Annotated in this window: 12 protein-coding genes, 4 tRNA genes and 1 pseudogene; 5 read left to right on the top strand and 12 right to left on the bottom strand. The window is 41.2% G+C overall.

Annotated elements, in window-relative coordinates; translation table 11 throughout:
- Nucleotides 1-172: 172 nt before the first annotated feature.
- From P20439_RS05140 to murB, 7 genes and pseudogenes are all read right to left on the bottom strand, one after another.
- A tRNA-Thr gene (locus P20439_RS05140) sits at nucleotides 173-248 on the bottom strand.
- Nucleotides 249-258: 10 nt separating this feature from the next.
- Nucleotides 259-333 (bottom strand) — tRNA-Gly (locus tag P20439_RS05135).
- A 46-nt stretch (nucleotides 334-379) separates the two neighbouring features.
- A tRNA-Tyr gene (locus tag P20439_RS05130) sits at nucleotides 380-464 on the bottom strand.
- A 41-nt stretch (nucleotides 465-505) separates the two neighbouring features.
- Nucleotides 506-581: transfer RNA gene (locus tag P20439_RS05125), tRNA-Thr, on the bottom strand.
- 125 nt (nucleotides 582-706) lie between these two features.
- Nucleotides 707-1,405, bottom strand: a complete 699-nt coding sequence (locus P20439_RS05120) for a type III pantothenate kinase (RefSeq protein ID WP_008465060.1) — start codon at nucleotides 1,403-1,405, stop codon at nucleotides 707-709.
- On the bottom strand, nucleotides 1,402-2,394 hold the full coding sequence (gene birA / locus P20439_RS05115) for a bifunctional biotin--[acetyl-CoA-carboxylase] ligase/biotin operon repressor BirA (protein ID WP_008465058.1): 993 nt from the start codon (nucleotides 2,392-2,394) through the stop codon (nucleotides 1,402-1,404). Before birA ends, P20439_RS05120 begins: the two co-directional genes overlap by 4 nt.
- Nucleotides 2,391-3,400, bottom strand: a pseudogene (gene murB, locus P20439_RS05110) (UDP-N-acetylmuramate dehydrogenase). Before murB ends, birA begins: the two are co-directional and overlap by 4 nt.
- Before the next feature lie 143 nt (nucleotides 3,401-3,543).
- Between murB and P20439_RS05105 the strand changes: the two are divergent.
- A complete protein-coding gene (locus P20439_RS05105) occupies nucleotides 3,544-5,385 on the top strand; it encodes a M1 family metallopeptidase (RefSeq protein WP_008108511.1) in 1,842 nt (613 codons plus the stop codon).
- A 57-nt stretch (nucleotides 5,386-5,442) separates the two neighbouring features.
- Here the strand turns inward: P20439_RS05105 and P20439_RS05100 are convergent, their stop codons facing one another.
- Nucleotides 5,443-6,045, bottom strand: coding sequence for a DUF2057 domain-containing protein (locus P20439_RS05100; protein WP_008465052.1), 603 nt, complete (start codon nucleotides 6,043-6,045; stop codon nucleotides 5,443-5,445).
- A gap of 92 nt (nucleotides 6,046-6,137) precedes the next feature.
- On the opposite strand from P20439_RS05100, the gene P20439_RS05095 reads away from it, so the two are divergent.
- The 3 genes from P20439_RS05095 (at nucleotide 6,138) to P20439_RS05085 (ending at nucleotide 9,614) form a co-directional block, all read left to right on the top strand.
- Nucleotides 6,138-6,509, top strand: a complete 372-nt coding sequence (locus tag P20439_RS05095) for a histidine triad nucleotide-binding protein (RefSeq protein ID WP_008465050.1) — start codon at nucleotides 6,138-6,140, stop codon at nucleotides 6,507-6,509.
- Nucleotides 6,510-6,720: 211 nt separating this feature from the next.
- Nucleotides 6,721-7,377: a response regulator transcription factor gene (locus P20439_RS05090; RefSeq protein ID WP_008108518.1), complete on the top strand. Its 657-nt coding sequence runs from the start codon at nucleotides 6,721-6,723 to the stop codon at nucleotides 7,375-7,377.
- 80 nt (nucleotides 7,378-7,457) lie between these two features.
- The gene (locus P20439_RS05085) at nucleotides 7,458-9,614 is read left to right on the top strand and encodes a response regulator (RefSeq protein WP_008465049.1); all 2,157 of its coding nucleotides are present in this window, start codon (nucleotides 7,458-7,460) and stop codon (nucleotides 9,612-9,614) included.
- A 73-nt stretch (nucleotides 9,615-9,687) separates the two neighbouring features.
- On the opposite strand, the gene P20439_RS05080 is transcribed toward P20439_RS05085, so the two are convergent.
- The 3 genes from P20439_RS05080 to P20439_RS05070 are packed head-to-tail and all read right to left on the bottom strand — an operon-like array spanning nucleotide 9,688 to nucleotide 13,074.
- Nucleotides 9,688-11,112, bottom strand: coding sequence for a mannose-1-phosphate guanylyltransferase/mannose-6-phosphate isomerase (locus tag P20439_RS05080; protein WP_008465047.1), 1,425 nt, complete (start codon nucleotides 11,110-11,112; stop codon nucleotides 9,688-9,690).
- Between the two features lie 58 nt (nucleotides 11,113-11,170).
- The gene (locus tag P20439_RS05075; protein WP_008465045.1) at nucleotides 11,171-11,944 is read right to left on the bottom strand and encodes an amidohydrolase; all 774 of its coding nucleotides are present in this window, start codon (nucleotides 11,942-11,944) and stop codon (nucleotides 11,171-11,173) included.
- Nucleotides 11,932-13,074, bottom strand: a complete 1,143-nt coding sequence (locus P20439_RS05070; RefSeq protein ID WP_008465043.1) for a methionine aminotransferase — start codon at nucleotides 13,072-13,074, stop codon at nucleotides 11,932-11,934. Before P20439_RS05070 ends, P20439_RS05075 begins: the two co-directional genes overlap by 13 nt.
- Nucleotides 13,075-13,174: 100 nt before the next feature.
- Here P20439_RS05070 and P20439_RS05065 point away from each other — a divergent pair, with 100 nt between their 5' ends.
- Nucleotides 13,175-13,810, top strand: a complete 636-nt coding sequence (locus tag P20439_RS05065) for a methylthioribulose 1-phosphate dehydratase (RefSeq protein ID WP_008465041.1) — start codon at nucleotides 13,175-13,177, stop codon at nucleotides 13,808-13,810.
- 15 nt (nucleotides 13,811-13,825) lie between these two features.
- Here P20439_RS05065 and P20439_RS05060 read toward each other — a convergent pair whose 3' ends face one another.
- Complete coding sequence (locus tag P20439_RS05060) at nucleotides 13,826-15,307, bottom strand: FMN-binding glutamate synthase family protein (protein ID WP_008465040.1); 1,482 nt, start codon at nucleotides 15,305-15,307, stop codon at nucleotides 13,826-13,828.
- Between the last annotated feature and the right edge of the window lie 75 nt (nucleotides 15,308-15,382).

The raw sequence follows: 15,382 nt of genomic DNA, 5'->3' as shown, positions 1-15,382 counted from the left end.
GTGCGGTTTTACGCGTTCAAACTTTGCTTTTGCCATGACGGAACCTATCAGTTTTGTGTATCTAGATTACATATGAAAATAATCCACCATAGGTAGATTAAGTTAATTTTTTCAAATTTCAAATAGTTTTTTTCTGACAGATAAAGGAAGTGTTTAAGGAGATTCGATTGACTGGTGCTGATAGGCAGATTTGAACTGCCGACCTCACCCTTACCAAGGGTGCGCTCTACCAACTGAGCTATATCAGCATCATCAAATTGGAGCGGGCAGCGGGAATCGAACCCGCATCATCAGCTTGGAAGGCTGAGGTAATAGCCATTATACGATGCCCGCTTTAAGGAACCTGTTCTTAAACTACCTCTAACCGTCTAGAATAAAGTGGTGGAGGGAGCTGGATTCGAACCAGCGAAGGCTGAGCCGTCAGATTTACAGTCTGATCCCTTTGGCCGCTCGGGAACCCCTCCACGATAATTCTTTATACTAAGCACTTCCGGTAAAAGGAAAGTGGTGCCGACTAACCGAGTCGAACGGTTGACCTACTGATTACAAGTCAGTTGCTCTACCAGCTGAGCTAAGTCGGCACTGCTTTAGTACGGGGCGAGATTCTAGAGTAAGGTTTATTGGGATGCAACCAAAAAATTAAAAAAATGTGATTTTATTCTTCAAACGCTCACTATTCGCGCAAAAAGCGGTTTTTTTGTTGTTTTTAACTCTTTTTAGCCAACTCATACCAGTAATTTAAGCCTTTCATTACTAGCATTGGGTCGAAAATACTCTGTGGAAAATGCCCTTGTAATAGCTGACCATAACCACCAGCAAAAATTAAAAGGCAATTTTTTGTATTTAAATGCCGCTTTGCTTGCTCAATTGCGCCAATAGTTGCCACTAATGCACCATTTTTTAATCCATTAGGGGTGTTTTTGCCAAGCTCATTAGCAAATGGCGTATTTGCATCATCAAATACGCGCTGGGTATTTTGAGTAAGTGATCGGGTCATTAAATCAAGCCCTGGTAATATCCAACCACCTAAGTGCTGCCCATCATTATTAAGGACGTCTATAGTCGTTGCCGTGCCGGCATCAACAACAATTGTAGCCGTATTAGGGTAAAGCGTATAACCACTAATAAGTGCTAACCACCTATCTATGCCCAAATTACCGACTTGCTGATACGCACAATGCAACGTACCGAGTTCATGACTAACCGTAGCCTCAAAGCAATCAATATTATGTGTTTGCGCTTGCTCCAATAGCTGTTTGAGTAATTCACTACGACCCACACAAGCGTAAACAACAACCGTGATTTGCTGCCATGGGATATTATTAATATCGCACGGCTGTATTTGCTCGTTTTGCCACAATACGGCTTTGAGTGAGGTATTACCTACATCAATGAGTAATCTCATGCTTGCGCCTTTCTTAATGAAATCTCACCGCCATAATAACTTTTCACTTCACCGTCTTGGCGAATACGTACACCACCGTGCGCATCTATACCTTCACAAATGCCACACCAACTTCGATGTCCGGTATTAAGCTCTACCTGCTGACCAGCAAATGCATTTAATGCATTCCATTGTTGATACATAGTTTGTAAGCCATTCTCGCGATATTGCACTAAGCGCTGCTCTAAGCAATAAGTTAATGAAGCTACTAGTTGATTTTTATCTAGCTGCTGGGTGTGCTGACTTAAATCTGTCCATGCTTGGTCAATGTGCTGACTGGCACTTTCTGGCATATTTAAATTAATACCAACCCCTATCACTAACTGACAGGGTCCTTGTGGCTGCCCGTCTAACTCGACCAAGACACCTGCGAGTTTTTGTTTGTTTATATAAATGTCGTTTGGCCATTTAAGCTCTACTTCAATATCATAAAGTGCTTTTATCGCATCATACACAGCTAAACCAACAGCAATCGATACGCCCATAGCGGCTTGTAAGCCATCGTCTAAGCGCCAAAAATAACTGTAGTATAAGTTAGCACCAAAGGGTGATTGCCATACTCGGCCTCGACGCCCCCGCCCTGCTTGCTGCATTTCGGCTACAATCACGGTGCCCGATTCGAGCGCTGCTTTAGCTTGAATACGGCGCATTAACTCGCTGTTGGTTGAGTCAATCAGTGGTTGCACTTCAATATTCGCGGTATTTTGCCCTAACTCAGCATAAAGCTGTTGTATGATTTGCTGATTAAGTAACCCTACATGGTTATTTAAGCTATAGCCTTTACCTGTTACTTTAAATACATCTAAGCCCATAGCTTGTAAGCTTTGAATATGCTTACTTACCGCCGCGCGACTTATTCCTAATTCATTACCTAGTGCTTGCCCAGAGACAAACCCACCTTCATTCAGTGCATTTAAAATAGCCAGCTTGTTTCCATCTGGTGCCTTCATACTGATTGCTCCAAAGAGATATGGCATTCGTTGTGTTGATCAATTAACCGCACTTCGTGTTCTAAACTTATGTTGTAACGTGTTAAAACAATATCCTGAATGTGAGCAATCATATTAATTAAATCATCCCCTGTACTATTACCATGATTAACTAGTACCAGCGCTTGCTGTTGATGCACTTCTATACCTGCAATTTTATATCCCTTTAATCCCGCTTGCTCTATTAACCACCCTGCAGCCACTTTATGGTGACCGGCACTATGTGGGTAGTGAGGCACCTCAGGGTATTTAGCAATTAACTGCGCTAAGTCACTATTGGTGATAATAGGGTTCTTAAAAAGCTGCCCGCATTAGCCAGTTTATAAGGGTTTGGGAGTTTGCTATTACGCGTTTGTATCACTTGCGCGCACACTTGCTGTGGAGTTGGATTTTTTAATTGCTGCAGCGGTCCATAGCTGAGCACTGGTTGCCATTTTTTGGGCAACTTAAAATGCACTTGGGTGATCACTGCTTTATTTTTTAGCGCGTGTTTAAATACCGATTCACGATAAGCAAAATGACATTGTTGATTAGTTAAAGATTTAAAGCTGCCGCTATCAATAGCAAAATAATCAACAGCTTCTATAAACTGTGCTATTTCTACGCCATAGGCACCAATATTTTGCACTGGTGCAGCGCCGACAGTACCGGGTATGAGCGCTAGGTTTTCAAACCCTGCAATACCTTGCTCCAGCAAGTAGGTCACTAATTGATGCCAATTTTCACCGCCCGCCACACTAACTAAAAAGTCATCCGAGCGCTCAGTGATAGTAATGCCTTGGGTTGCCATTTTAATGACCGTGCCTGCATAGTCATTTAAAAAAATAGTATTACTGCCCTCACCCAACAAGCAAAAAGGGACTTTAAAGCACTGGCTTTTAAGCTGCGCTGAGTCGGTAATTTCAACGAAATTTTGGCATTGGCTACTTAATGCAAATGTATGTAGGGGTTGTAATGAGTGCGGCACAAAGCCCTCTGAAGGTAGCAATAATTAATCGCTCTAGTTTAACTCATCGTCGCAAATTGCGCATCTGCTTGTAAAAATTGTTCAACCCACTGCAGCAATCATGATATAAAACCTGCACTTTTTTATTTGTACTCAAGGTAATTATGAAAATCACACCTCTTTTTTTAAGCCTCGCTATGGCAGGTATGTGCTCGCAAGCAATGGCCAGCGCTATTGATCAAAATTCCTATGCCAACCTTGATGATGTTATCACCACACATTTAAACCTTGATTTAGACATCGACTTTGCCGACAAGCAATTAGAAGGTTTTGTTGAGCATACGCTGCAGTGGCAAAACGCCAGTAGCAAAAAGCTAGTACTTGATACCCGTGACCTTGATATTGATAAAGTCATGTATCAAACAGCAAATGGCAATTGGCACAAAGCTAGTTTTAACCTTGCTAACCGCGACGATGTTAAAGGCTCAAAACTAACGATTACTTTTAAAAACCAAGCTGAAAAAGTCCGTATTTACTACAACAGTCGCCCAGAAGCGTCGGGCTTACAGTGGTTAACGCCAGAGCAAACAGCCAGCAAAACGCACCCGTTTATGTATAGCCAATCGCAAGCGATTCATGCACGTAGTTGGATACCAGTGCAAGACACCCCAGCAATGCGCGTGACTTATTCTGCACGTATTCATACCCCTGAAGATATTCGTGCGGTAATGAGCGCCGATAATAAAGATGCCCTTTATAAAGATGGTGATTATCAGTTCACTATGCCGCAAGCAATTTCACCTTACTTAATTGCCATTGGTGCGGGTAACCTAGAATTTAAAGCGATGTCTAAGCAAACCGGTATTTTTGCAGAGCCGACTATTTTAGATGCCTCAGTTGCTGAGTTTGATGACACCCAAGCGATGATCGACAAAACCAATGCCATGTACGGCGACTATGCATGGGGTCGTTATGACTTACTTATGCTACCACCTAGCTTTCCGTTTGGCGGCATGGAAAACCCACGTTTATCATTTATCACCCCAACCGTTGTTGCCGGCGATAAAAGCTTAGTTAACCTGATTGCGCATGAGCTTGCACACTCTTGGTCTGGTAACTTAGTGACTAACGCCACATGGGAAGATTTATGGTTAAACGAAGGATTTACCTCTTACGTTGAAAACCGCATTATGGAAGAGGTATTTGGGCGTGACCGTGCTGTTATGGAACAAGCACTTGATGCAGCAGGCCTACGTGCGCAACTTAAAACCATTGATGCACCAGACACGCGCCTTAACTTAAAGCTTAATGGTCGCGACCCAGATGATGCGTTTAGCTCAGTGCCTTACACAAAAGGTCAGCTATTTTTAATCTACCTAGAAGAAAAATACGGCCGTGATAAGTTTGATGACTTTGTTAAAACCTACTTTAATGAGTTTGCATTTAAATCGCTAACCACCGCGCAATTTGTTACGTACATCAAAGCTAACTTAATTGAAAAGTACCCTGGTGTAGTGAGCATGGATAAAGTGAACGAGTGGATTTTTCAGCCTGGTTTACCAAGTGATGCACCTAATCCAACCTCAGACGCATTCGATAAAGTAGATACAGCTTCTACAGCATGGTTAAAAGGGGATACAACTGCCGCACAATTACCAACTGCAAATTGGACTGTGCATGAGTGGCTACACTTTTTAAACAACTTACCGCGCGATTTAAGCATTGAAAAAATGACTGAATTAGACGGCGAGTTTAACTTAACCCAATCAACCAACGCAGAACGTGCGTTTGCATGGTACATGCTAGCAGTAGGTAATGGTTACCAACCGATTTACCCTGCGCTTGATAAGCATTTATCGGGTATTGGTCGTCGTAAGCTTATCGTGCCGCTTTATAAAGCGCTTATTACCAATGGTAAAAAAGACTGGGCACAAAGCGTATACTTAAAAGCGCGTCCGGGTTATCACCCACTGGCACAAGGTACTATTGACGCATTATTTAAATAACAAATAGCGTTACCAATAAACTAAAAAGGGCCAATTTGGCCCTTTTTTAATGCTTAGTTATTTTGTTACTTTATCTAAAAAAGCCTGTCGTTCAGCGAGCGTTGCTTGTTGCCACCAAAAGTCGAGCATATGTGCAGCGCTTGGCATGCCTTTGCCATTAATTGGCGCAATCGGCTTAATGGGACGACTTGGTTTTTGTGGGCCAGCAGGTGTTTCTGAGGTTTGCTGATTAAACTGTGCGCTTTGTAGTTGTCGTTCAGCTATCACATTTAATGGCTCAGCTAAGGTACTACCTTTTGCTTTTAAGCTCACTTGTGGTGCCTCAGCAAATACCTTAGCTGCCACCGCATTTTCAGCACGATTAAATACTAAGGTGTAATCTTTACCTGCTTCAACGGTTACATTCACCCAAAAAGGCTCCGACTCAATCACTTCGTGATCGTCATAGCCTAAATCATATAAATCTGTGTATTTAAGCTTTAACTGATAAGTGCCCGGTGCTAATTCAACATCATCAACACGACTAAAAATCGAACTTTCAATGGTTCGTTCACCCACTTGTAAAGGAACAAACTCCTCAGGAAAGTGAATGTTTTCTGCCAAACTCGATGCACTCACCAAGAGCGCCGCTACACTGCTTAATAATATTGATTTACGCATAATTACTCCTTTAGTTGATTTCAGTTTGACACTGCTGGCAAAATTTGTCATTAGTGACATACATATTAATCGAACAAATTAGAGTCATCATTATGAGTCAAGAGACTATTTTTACTAAAATTATTAATCGTGAAATTCCTGCTGACATTATTTACGAAGACGACCACTCGCTTGCATTTAAAGATATTAATCCTCAAGCACCTTTTCATGCGTTGATCATTCCTAAACAAGCCATTGCCACGATTAACGATGTCACTGAGGAAAACTCACACCTTGTTGGTCATTTATATGTGGTAGCGGCTAAACTCGCCAAACAATTTAATTTTAGCGATGACGGCTACCGCGTGGTGATGAACTGCAATGAACACGGCGGACAAACCGTTTACCATATTCATTTACACATGCTGGCGGGTAAAGAAATGGGCTGGCCTCCGTATCAAAATACTAAAAAAGTTACTCTATAGTGACTCATTAAATCCTGTATCTTAAAAAATACATTAAAAATACGGCGTTTTTCTTATATACCAAAAAAACAATTACTTATTTGCAACATTTTATGTTTAAATAATCGGAAATCGCACCTTTTCTCCAGTGAAATTGTTATTGCCTAATACAAAAGGTGTGCAGGGATCGTGGTAAGATTAATTAGCCAGCTTTATAAAAGAGTAAAAAAACATGAGCAGTTCAGCCTTTTTGTTGTTAGACGAAGAACCAATTAACACTATTGGTATCAACGTTTTAGAGCCTTTGTTAAAAACACAGGGTCTTGACGTAACTACGGGTACAAATATTTTAGATGTTCCGGTAGGTACTCGCTTATTGTTCATTGAAACATCAAGTAAAGACGCATGGACTAAGCTAAAAGAGCAACTCGTTAATTTACGCATCAAATGCGATATTGTGTTGTTTAATTTAGATGAAAATCCAGAGCTTGCTAATCGTGCATTACTCAGTGGTATTCGCGGTGTATTTTACACCACCGATAATGCCGATGTACTCATGAAAGGGATTCGTTTATTACTTGAAGATCAGCTTTGGTATCGTCGTGATATTATGTGTAATGCGCTTAACCGCATGCTGCAATTTAATAAAGACGCATTACATAAGCTAACTGATGGTGATATTGAACCAATAAAACTCACTAAACGTGAAAAAGCAATTATCTCGTTAATGAGTAACGGTTCAAAAAATAAAGAAATTGCTGAAGAGTTAAGCATTAGCCCGCACACGGTTAAAACCCATTTATACAGCGCATTTAGAAAAACCAAATGTCGTAACCGTATTGAACTACTCTCTTGGGCACAACAAAATATTCCTGACGAAATTCGTTAAGGCTTATTTTAATAAATTCAATACAGGCACTTTAGGTGCCTGTTTTTATATCTTCTTTAAAAATCACTGTTGGGGTCTTAATGCTCGACTCATTTACGCTTTATTTTGCCAGTATCGCTGTTATGACAGTGATGACGTTACTAAATTTTTTAACCTGGCGTACCAATAAGCATGTTCCCGGCACATTACTTTATATCTCCTACCCTTTACTACTATTAGCCGCCATTGTGGGCTTTGCGCTCATAGGTAAAATTCCTGATCAACTTGCCATTACCTTTGCTAATAGCATGATGTTTTTAGCGTCAATTGTGCACTGCTTATCGCTGAGTCAATTTTTAAACTATCGTGGTCGGGGCTTTAAATTTGTTTGCCTATTTACCGCACTTAGTGCTTTATTGCTTATTAATTTCACTTTTTTTCAGCCATCCATGCGCTCACGGGTTTATATTTCTGACCTGCAGCATATTGTAGAAGCCGCTTTTTTATTATTTATTTTTATAAAATATGCGCGAAAACCTTATCCTAACGCCAGCATTGTTTACATTATTATTTTAACCCTGGTTGCAGCGAGTTTTATCACTCGAACTATCTTTATGGATCGCGTTGCACAACAAGATGCCATATTAAACCCATGGTTTAACTCACTATTATTTTTAAACAGTGTGATTGCCCCTATGTTTTATGCTGCTGGCATGGCGCTATTGTGCAATGAGCGCAGGGAATTACGACTTAATAAACTCACCGAAAAAGCACACAAGGACTTAGAGATTCGCGGGCTCTTTTTATCCACTATAAGCCATGAAATACGCACCCCATTAAACGGCATTTTAGGCAGCGCACAACTGGTGTTAAACCAAACTAGCGACAGCCGCAATAAAGCTTATTGCGAAGCCATTATTAACTCAGCAGAGTCACTCAACTTACTCGTAGATAAAGTGCTGGAATACGCAAGCTTAGATCAGCATGACGAAGCCTTGTACGAAGAGGATATAGAGTTCAAAACTTGGCTACAAAACTTATGCCTGCTGTTAAGCCCTTTGGCCGAACAAAAACAGCTTAAATTTGAGCTTGCCTGTAACATCCCCGATAAAGCCTGTTATTACTGCGATCAACAAAAGCTCAGACAAATCATTATTAATCTTGTGGGTAATGCAATTAAATTTACCGACACCGGTACAGTAAAAGTGCAAATAGATTTAATTAATGAAACTCAGCTCGATCATACTCTTAAAGTAAGTGTACTCGATTCAGGCCCAGGTATTGAAAAAGATGAAATTGACTATTTAACTGAGCCCTACATTCAAAGCAGTGCCGGTAAGGAAAAAGGCGGAACAGGGCTTGGGCTAGCTATAACCAGTCGCTTACTCGATAAAATTAATAGCCAGCTAGAAATTACCAGTGAGCTGGGAGTGGGTAGCGTATTTAGCTTTAACATGACGCTAGCCATAGGTGAACTTAGCCTTGTAGAGCAGCGCCATCAAAGTAAGGATTATTTAACCGGACTTGATGTGTTACTTGTTGAAGATTTAGATTTAAACCAAAAAATAGCTGTTGAATTTATGGCTGACGACGAGCATAAAATTAAGCTCGCTAAAGATGGCAAAAGTGCGATTGAGTTGATGAAAAAATATCACTTTGATGTGGTGTTACTTGATATGAACTTACCCGACTTAACAGGGCAGCAAGTGCTAAAAACACTCAAACGAGTGGAGCATAAAAATCAGCGAACTCCAGTGCTGGCCTTTACCGCCAGTTTAAGTCCTGATGAAATAAAAGAATACTTAGCACTGGGTATTAAAGACATTGTTGGCAAGCCATTAAAGCAAGAAAAACTACGCCAAGCATTGAGTGATTCACAGTCAACACAAACAGCTAACATTGCTGTAGAGCTGGTTGATACGTTATACGATGAAACAGCCACAGAAACCCTGACAAGCTCTTTTAGTATTGATGAAGTATCTTCTATTTATAATGAGTTTATCCTCTCTGCGCGTAACAAACTGAGCCGCTGCCAAACCTTATTAGAGCAAGACCCAGAGCAATGTATAAAGCTCTTACATCGCCAAGCCAGCACCGCAATGCAACTTGGCTTTAATAGCTATGGACTGGCTCTTAAAAAAATTGAGCGACGCTTACTAGATAAAAAACCATTAAATAACTCGTTAAATGAAGCCAGCACACTGTGGCAACACAGTTTAGAAGCATATTTAAAGTATGTACGCCAAGGGCTAGGGTAATACGGTTACGGGCTTCGGGCTACCAAGTTTTACGACCGTAACAAATGATCAAGCATATTCACTATTTATACTGTTATTTTCTACCGTATATATCGTCAAATCGCTCTATGTCACTTTCATCCAATATGGCACCCGTTTGTACTTCAATAACAATTAACGGCTCGGGCTGATTATTAGCTAAGCTGTGCAGTTGTTTTGCACCAATATAACAAGATTGGTCGTGAGTCAGCGTCAAGCTTTGCTGGTCAATACATATATCTGCAGTACCTGAGACAACCACCCAATGCTCGGCACGGTGCTGATGACGCTGGGTTGAGAGCCTAGCCCCACTTTTTACGGTAATTTTTTTAACCTTAAAGCCGATACTTTCTACTAGCGTACGATAATTTCCCCAAGGGCGGTAAACCACCTGATGATGCGCCAGTTTGTCATTTTGCGTAATTGCCAATTGCTTAAGTATTAAAGGCAAGCCTTCAAGCGAATCTTGCTTTGCAACCAAGGTAGCATCATGAGTATGAACAATCGCTAAATCGCTCACACCTAAAGTAGCAATTGTGTGTCCATCTTCACTAATAACTAGGTTATTAATACTGTTTTGTGCAATATGTTGCTGATTTTGACTATTGCCCTGCGAATCCTTTTTACTCAGCGCAGCCAGTGCAGAAAAACTGCCCACATCGCTCCACTTTAACGCCACTGGCATTACCACTACATTATTGCTTCGCTCTAAAATAGCGTAGTCAATTGAGTCACTTGGGCAAGATTCAAGTGCATGGGCATTCGCTCTGGTAAACGCTAAGTCTTGTTTAAAATCAGTAGCACTGGCAACACTTTTAGCAATTTTTGGGGCAAAGCGCTCAAGCTCTTGCAGATAAGCAGCGGGAGTAAATAAAAACATACCACTGTTCCAACTATAACCGCCCTCAGCTAAATAAGTTAATGCCGTTGCTAAATCAGGTTTTTCTTTAAACTGGTCAACTTCAAAGCAACAGGTATCTTTAATGGCTGCGCCCTGTTTTATATAACCATAACCTGTGTGTGGCTCTGTTGGTGTGATTGAAAATGTAACTAATTTACCTTGCTCAGCAAGTTTAATCGCATCAGATAACTGAGCCGTTAACGCGGTAAAATCTGCAATATGATGATCGGCAGGCATCACCAACAAAGGGCCCGTAATATTATTTTTTAAAGCATGGTGCGCGGCAAGGGCGATGGCTGGTGCGGTATTTTTGCCTTCTGGCTCAAGTACTATGGCATAGGGTTTTGCAAATGCTGCCTGCTCTGCTGCAATAAATCGATGCTGTTCATTACAGACCAAAATAGCGGGATTAAAGCCATCAGTTGCAACCCGTGATAATGTGCTTTGTAATAACGACTGCTGGTTATTATCATCAAGCAAAGATAAAAACTGCTTTGGCATTGCTTGGCGCGATAGCGGCCAAAGCCGTGTACCAATGCCGCCAGCTAAAATTACAGGTGTAATAAGGGTTGTATTCATAAAGCCGCCAATAAAAATATCAGCGGTTATTTTAGCACTTTATCGGCTGGGCGCTAATTTATACCAATGCAAAAGCATCGGCATCTAAATGTGCCGGAAATTTAGCTCTAAACTCATCAAGCGGCGCTTTATTTAACGTGATTGTTAATAATGCTTGCTGGTCATCATGCGCTTTAATCAGTGGCTCACCTTTAAAGTCATACACTGCGGTTCCACCACTATGGTCAATACCATTGCCATCTTCGCCAACCCGATTTACGCCAACCACGTAGCACAGGTTTTCCATTGCTCGCGCCATTAATAAGGTATCCCACACATTACGCCTTGCAGCTGGCCAGTTAGCAATATTTATCATCACGTCGTAGTCATTGTTATTGCGCTGAAACACCGGAAAGCGTAAATCGTAGCAAACTTGCGGTAAAATTTTAAACCCATTGAGCTCAAACACTTCACGGGTTTGTCCTGCTACTACAAATTCGCCCTCGTTACCCAAACAAAATAAGTGGCGCTTATCGTAATAACCTACCTCACCACTTGGTTTTACCCAATAAAACCGATTAGCCTTTTTGTCCCCTTGAGTTACCAATACCGAGCCCGCACAAACCGCATTATGTTGTTTAGCTTGTGTTTTAAGCCAACTCAGTACTGAGCCATTTTCAGCCTCACCACAATCAAGGTTAACCGCAAATCCAGTGGCAAAGGTTTCGGGCAATACAATTAAATCTGGTTTATTGGTGATGTTGGCAAGTTGTTGTTCAAACATAACTAAATTGGCTTTTTTATCGAGCCAATGCAATGAGCTTTGTAATAATGCTAAAGTTAAAGTTGACATAAAATCTGCGCCGCCTCCATTAGGGTTTGATCGTTTTTAGCAAAACATAAACGAATAACTTTATCGTTATTTGGCTGTTGATAAAATACACTTAGCGGAATGGCTGCCACCCCAGCTTGCTCTACCAACCACTGACAAAATTCTACGTCATTTAAATCGGATACATCACTGTAATCAAGCAGTAAAAAGTAGGTACCCTCACTTGGTAAAATACTAAAGCGACTATTTTGTAGAGCATTACTAAGCACATCGCGCTTATGTTGATAAAAATCACTTAGCTGGTCAATATGGTCAGCGTGTTGCTCTAACATATCTGCTAATGCATGCTGCGCAGGCGTAAAACTTGAAAAAGTAACATACTGATGAATTTTTCGAAATTCTTCGCTTAAATCAGTGGGTGCGATACAGTAACCCATCTTCCAACCGGTGCTATGAAAGGTTTTACCAAAACTTGAAATAACAAAGCTTTTTGCCAGTAGTGCCTCGTCACCGAGTGCGCTTAAATGTGGTTGTTGATCAAACGTTATATGCTCATAAACCTCATCGCTGATTACATATAAATTGTGAGCACTCACTAGTTTTTTTAGTTCGTTGATATCTTGCTGTTTTAACACTTTGCCACTGGGGTTATGCGGCGTGTTAATAATAATTGCGCGAGTATTTGCTGTAATTGCTTGATTTACTGTTTGCCAGTTTATAGCGTAATCTGGCGCGGCTAGCGCAACGTGCACTGACTTGCCGCCAGCCAGTTCAATGGCTGGTTGATATGAGTCGTAAGCAGGATCAAATACAATAACGTCATCACCCTCGCGCACAATAGTTTGAATAGCCACAAATAATGCTTCGGTTGCCCCTGAGGTTACAGTTACTTGGCTTGTGCCATCAATTTGCGCTTTGTATTTTCGCTGAACTAATGCTGCAATTTGCTGCTGCAGTTTAGGTACACCGCTGGAAGGCGAGTATTGATTAGCTCCTTGCGTTACATACTGGCTTAACTGCGCTTTTAAATACTCAGGGGTATCAAATTCAGGAAAACCTTGCGAAAGATTAATTGCCGAAAACTTATTAGCCAAGCCACTCATTTGGCTAAATATACTAATACCTAAATTGGGGAGTTTACTGTCAAACACGAAGTCTCCTGATGATGGTTTTGTGTACAGAGCAATGCTATGATTAAAACGGAAGTTTAGCCGTCTAAACTGTACTTTAATTGTTATTTGTGAGGAAAATATGCAAGACAACCATACCGCTATTTCAAACCTTATAGAAGTCGCAAAATGGATTAGCCAACAAGGTTGGGTTCCTGCCTCGGGTGGAAATTTATCAGCTCGCACCCAAAATGGCTTTGTTATAACGACTAATGGCTGCGATAAGGCCCAACTTACCCATGAGCATTTTTTACAGTTAGACCACCAAAACTTAAATCCTCCTCAGGCGTTATCAAGCGAAGCGAAATTACATTTAAGTTTGTATCAGTTAATTCCTGAGGCGCAATGTGTATTGCATACTCAATCTGTTGCAGCAACGGTGCTTTCACAAGTAACGCAAGCTCATCAGCTTGATTTAAGCGGTTACGAAATGCAAAAAGCGCTCAGTGGCTTTACCTCACATTTAGAAACCTTAAGCATTCCTATTTTTGATAACGACCAAGATATTGATCGTTTAAGCTTATTAGTCAGCGATCACCATTTGCACTCACCGATTAAATTTGGTGTATTAATTCGCGGTCATGGCTTATATGCAGTTGGCAAAAATATTGCTGAAGTGCGTCGCCACCTAGAAGCACTAGAGTTTTTGTTTAGCTGCGAATTAGAGCGATTAAAAATCACGGGCATTCAAGCGAGCAATACACTTCATCATCGATAACTAACAAGCAAGTATTTAATGATAATGCTCGTACATTTTATCTAGCGGCTCAGAAAGGCCGCTCTCTTGCACTATACGTACATGTTTGCGTTTTAATTCGCGAGCACTGGTAACGCCACAAGAATGTGCAATAAGCCCTGCACCGTAATGAATGTATTTATTATAATTTGCGACCCGCTGCGCTTTATCTTCAACATTTAAACCACGTTGCAAACGTTCATTATGCGTAGTAATTCCAGTTGGGCAGGTATCTTTATTACATTGCATCGCCTGAATGCAGCCTAGTGCAAACATATGCCCTCGCGCAGAAACCACAAAGTCGGCTCCTAGTGCTAATGCCCATGCGACTTTGGAAGGCACAATTAATTTACCCGAAACAATAATTTTAACTCGCTCTCTAAGACCATGCTTCTTTAATAGCTGTATAACTAGAGGGAGGCTTTCTTTAAGTGGTAACCCTACAGAATCTAATAAAGACTGTGGTGCTGCGCCTGTGCCCCCATCAGCACTATCAATAGTTATAAAGTCGGGTGCAGACTCAATGCCACGATGATTTATCTCAGCAAATAAGCTTTCTAGCCAAGTATGTTCACCAATAACCGCTTTAAAGCCTGTTGGTTTACCCGTTGCAGTTCTGATGGTGGTAAGCATGTCTAGAATATCGTTTGGATTTTTTATTTCTGGGTGCCCATTCGGGCTAATTGAATCCTGCCCTTCGGGTATACCTCTTATTTTGGCAATTTCAGCATTCACTTTTCGCCCAGGTAACATGCCGCCTTTGCCTGGCTTGGCACCTTGGCTCATTTTCAGTTCAAACATTTTAACCGTTGGGTGTGCAGCAACGGCTTTTAGCTTTTCTGTACTTAAATTTCCCTGCTCGTCGCGTACACCGTATTTTGCGGTGCCAATTTGAAATACAATATCGGCGCCTCCTTCTAAGTGATACGGACTAAGCCCGCCTTCACCCGTGTTCATCCAACATCCTGCTAATTTTGCCCCCTTGGATAGTGCACGTACAGCCGGGCTGGATAGCGCACCAAAGCTCATGCCCGATATATTAAATAACGAATTTGTGGTGTAAGGAAATTTACAATAAGGGCCAAGCGTTACGTTGCTCGGCGCTAAGGCTTCTTCATCTAAGGTGGGAAATGCACAGTTCATAAACATAACTGTGCCTGTGGCCTCTAAACTTTGAGTTGAGCCAAAAGCGGCCGTATGATCAACATCTTTCGCCGCGCGGTAGACCCAACTACGCTCGGCGCGATTAAAGGGCATTTCTTCACGGTCTAGGGCAAAAAAATACTGCCTAAAAAACTCACCTTGACGCTCAAAGAAATAACGAAAACGTCCAATTACGGGATAGTTACGCCTAATAGCATGCTTTGTTTGCGTAACATCTCGAATATAAAAAATAGCAATTAATATAACCAGCAATCCCAATGCAACAATAAATAGGCTGGCAAACACATCGATACTGAACATTATAAATTGGCTCATAGCTTATCCTTAAATGCTAAAAAAAGCGTGATGCCATCAAATAACACCACACTTTTATAGTTTCAAAATAATGCG

It is taken from the genome of Pseudoalteromonas sp. BSi20439, from assembly GCF_000241165.1.
Taxonomy (GTDB): Bacteria; Pseudomonadota; Gammaproteobacteria; order Enterobacterales; family Alteromonadaceae; genus Pseudoalteromonas.
This window is presented reverse-complemented; position numbering and strand designations above follow the sequence as displayed.

What these genes read in the sequence shown, in the direction of transcription:
- P20439_RS05120 (WP_008465060.1), bottom strand. Translation starts at nt 1,405, where the DNA reads ATGAGATTACTCATTGATGTAGGTAATACCTCACTCAAAGCCGTATTG.
- P20439_RS05060 (WP_008465040.1), bottom strand. Translation starts at nt 15,307, where the DNA reads ATGAGCCAATTTATAATGTTCAGTATCGATGTGTTTGCCAGCCTATTT.
- P20439_RS05090 (WP_008108518.1), top strand. Translation starts at nt 6,721, where the DNA reads ATGAGCAGTTCAGCCTTTTTGTTGTTAGACGAAGAACCAATTAACACT.
- P20439_RS05095 (WP_008465050.1), top strand. Translation starts at nt 6,138, where the DNA reads ATGAGTCAAGAGACTATTTTTACTAAAATTATTAATCGTGAAATTCCT.
- P20439_RS05075 (WP_008465045.1), bottom strand. Translation starts at nt 11,944, where the DNA reads ATGTCAACTTTAACTTTAGCATTATTACAAAGCTCATTGCATTGGCTC.
- birA (WP_008465058.1), bottom strand. Translation starts at nt 2,394, where the DNA reads ATGAAGGCACCAGATGGAAACAAGCTGGCTATTTTAAATGCACTGAAT.
- P20439_RS05065 (WP_008465041.1), top strand. Translation starts at nt 13,175, where the DNA reads ATGCAAGACAACCATACCGCTATTTCAAACCTTATAGAAGTCGCAAAA.
- P20439_RS05105 (WP_008108511.1), top strand. Translation starts at nt 3,544, where the DNA reads ATGAAAATCACACCTCTTTTTTTAAGCCTCGCTATGGCAGGTATGTGC.
- P20439_RS05085 (WP_008465049.1), top strand. Translation starts at nt 7,458, where the DNA reads ATGCTCGACTCATTTACGCTTTATTTTGCCAGTATCGCTGTTATGACA.
- P20439_RS05100 (WP_008465052.1), bottom strand. Translation starts at nt 6,045, where the DNA reads ATGCGTAAATCAATATTATTAAGCAGTGTAGCGGCGCTCTTGGTGAGT.
- P20439_RS05080 (WP_008465047.1), bottom strand. Translation starts at nt 11,112, where the DNA reads ATGAATACAACCCTTATTACACCTGTAATTTTAGCTGGCGGCATTGGT.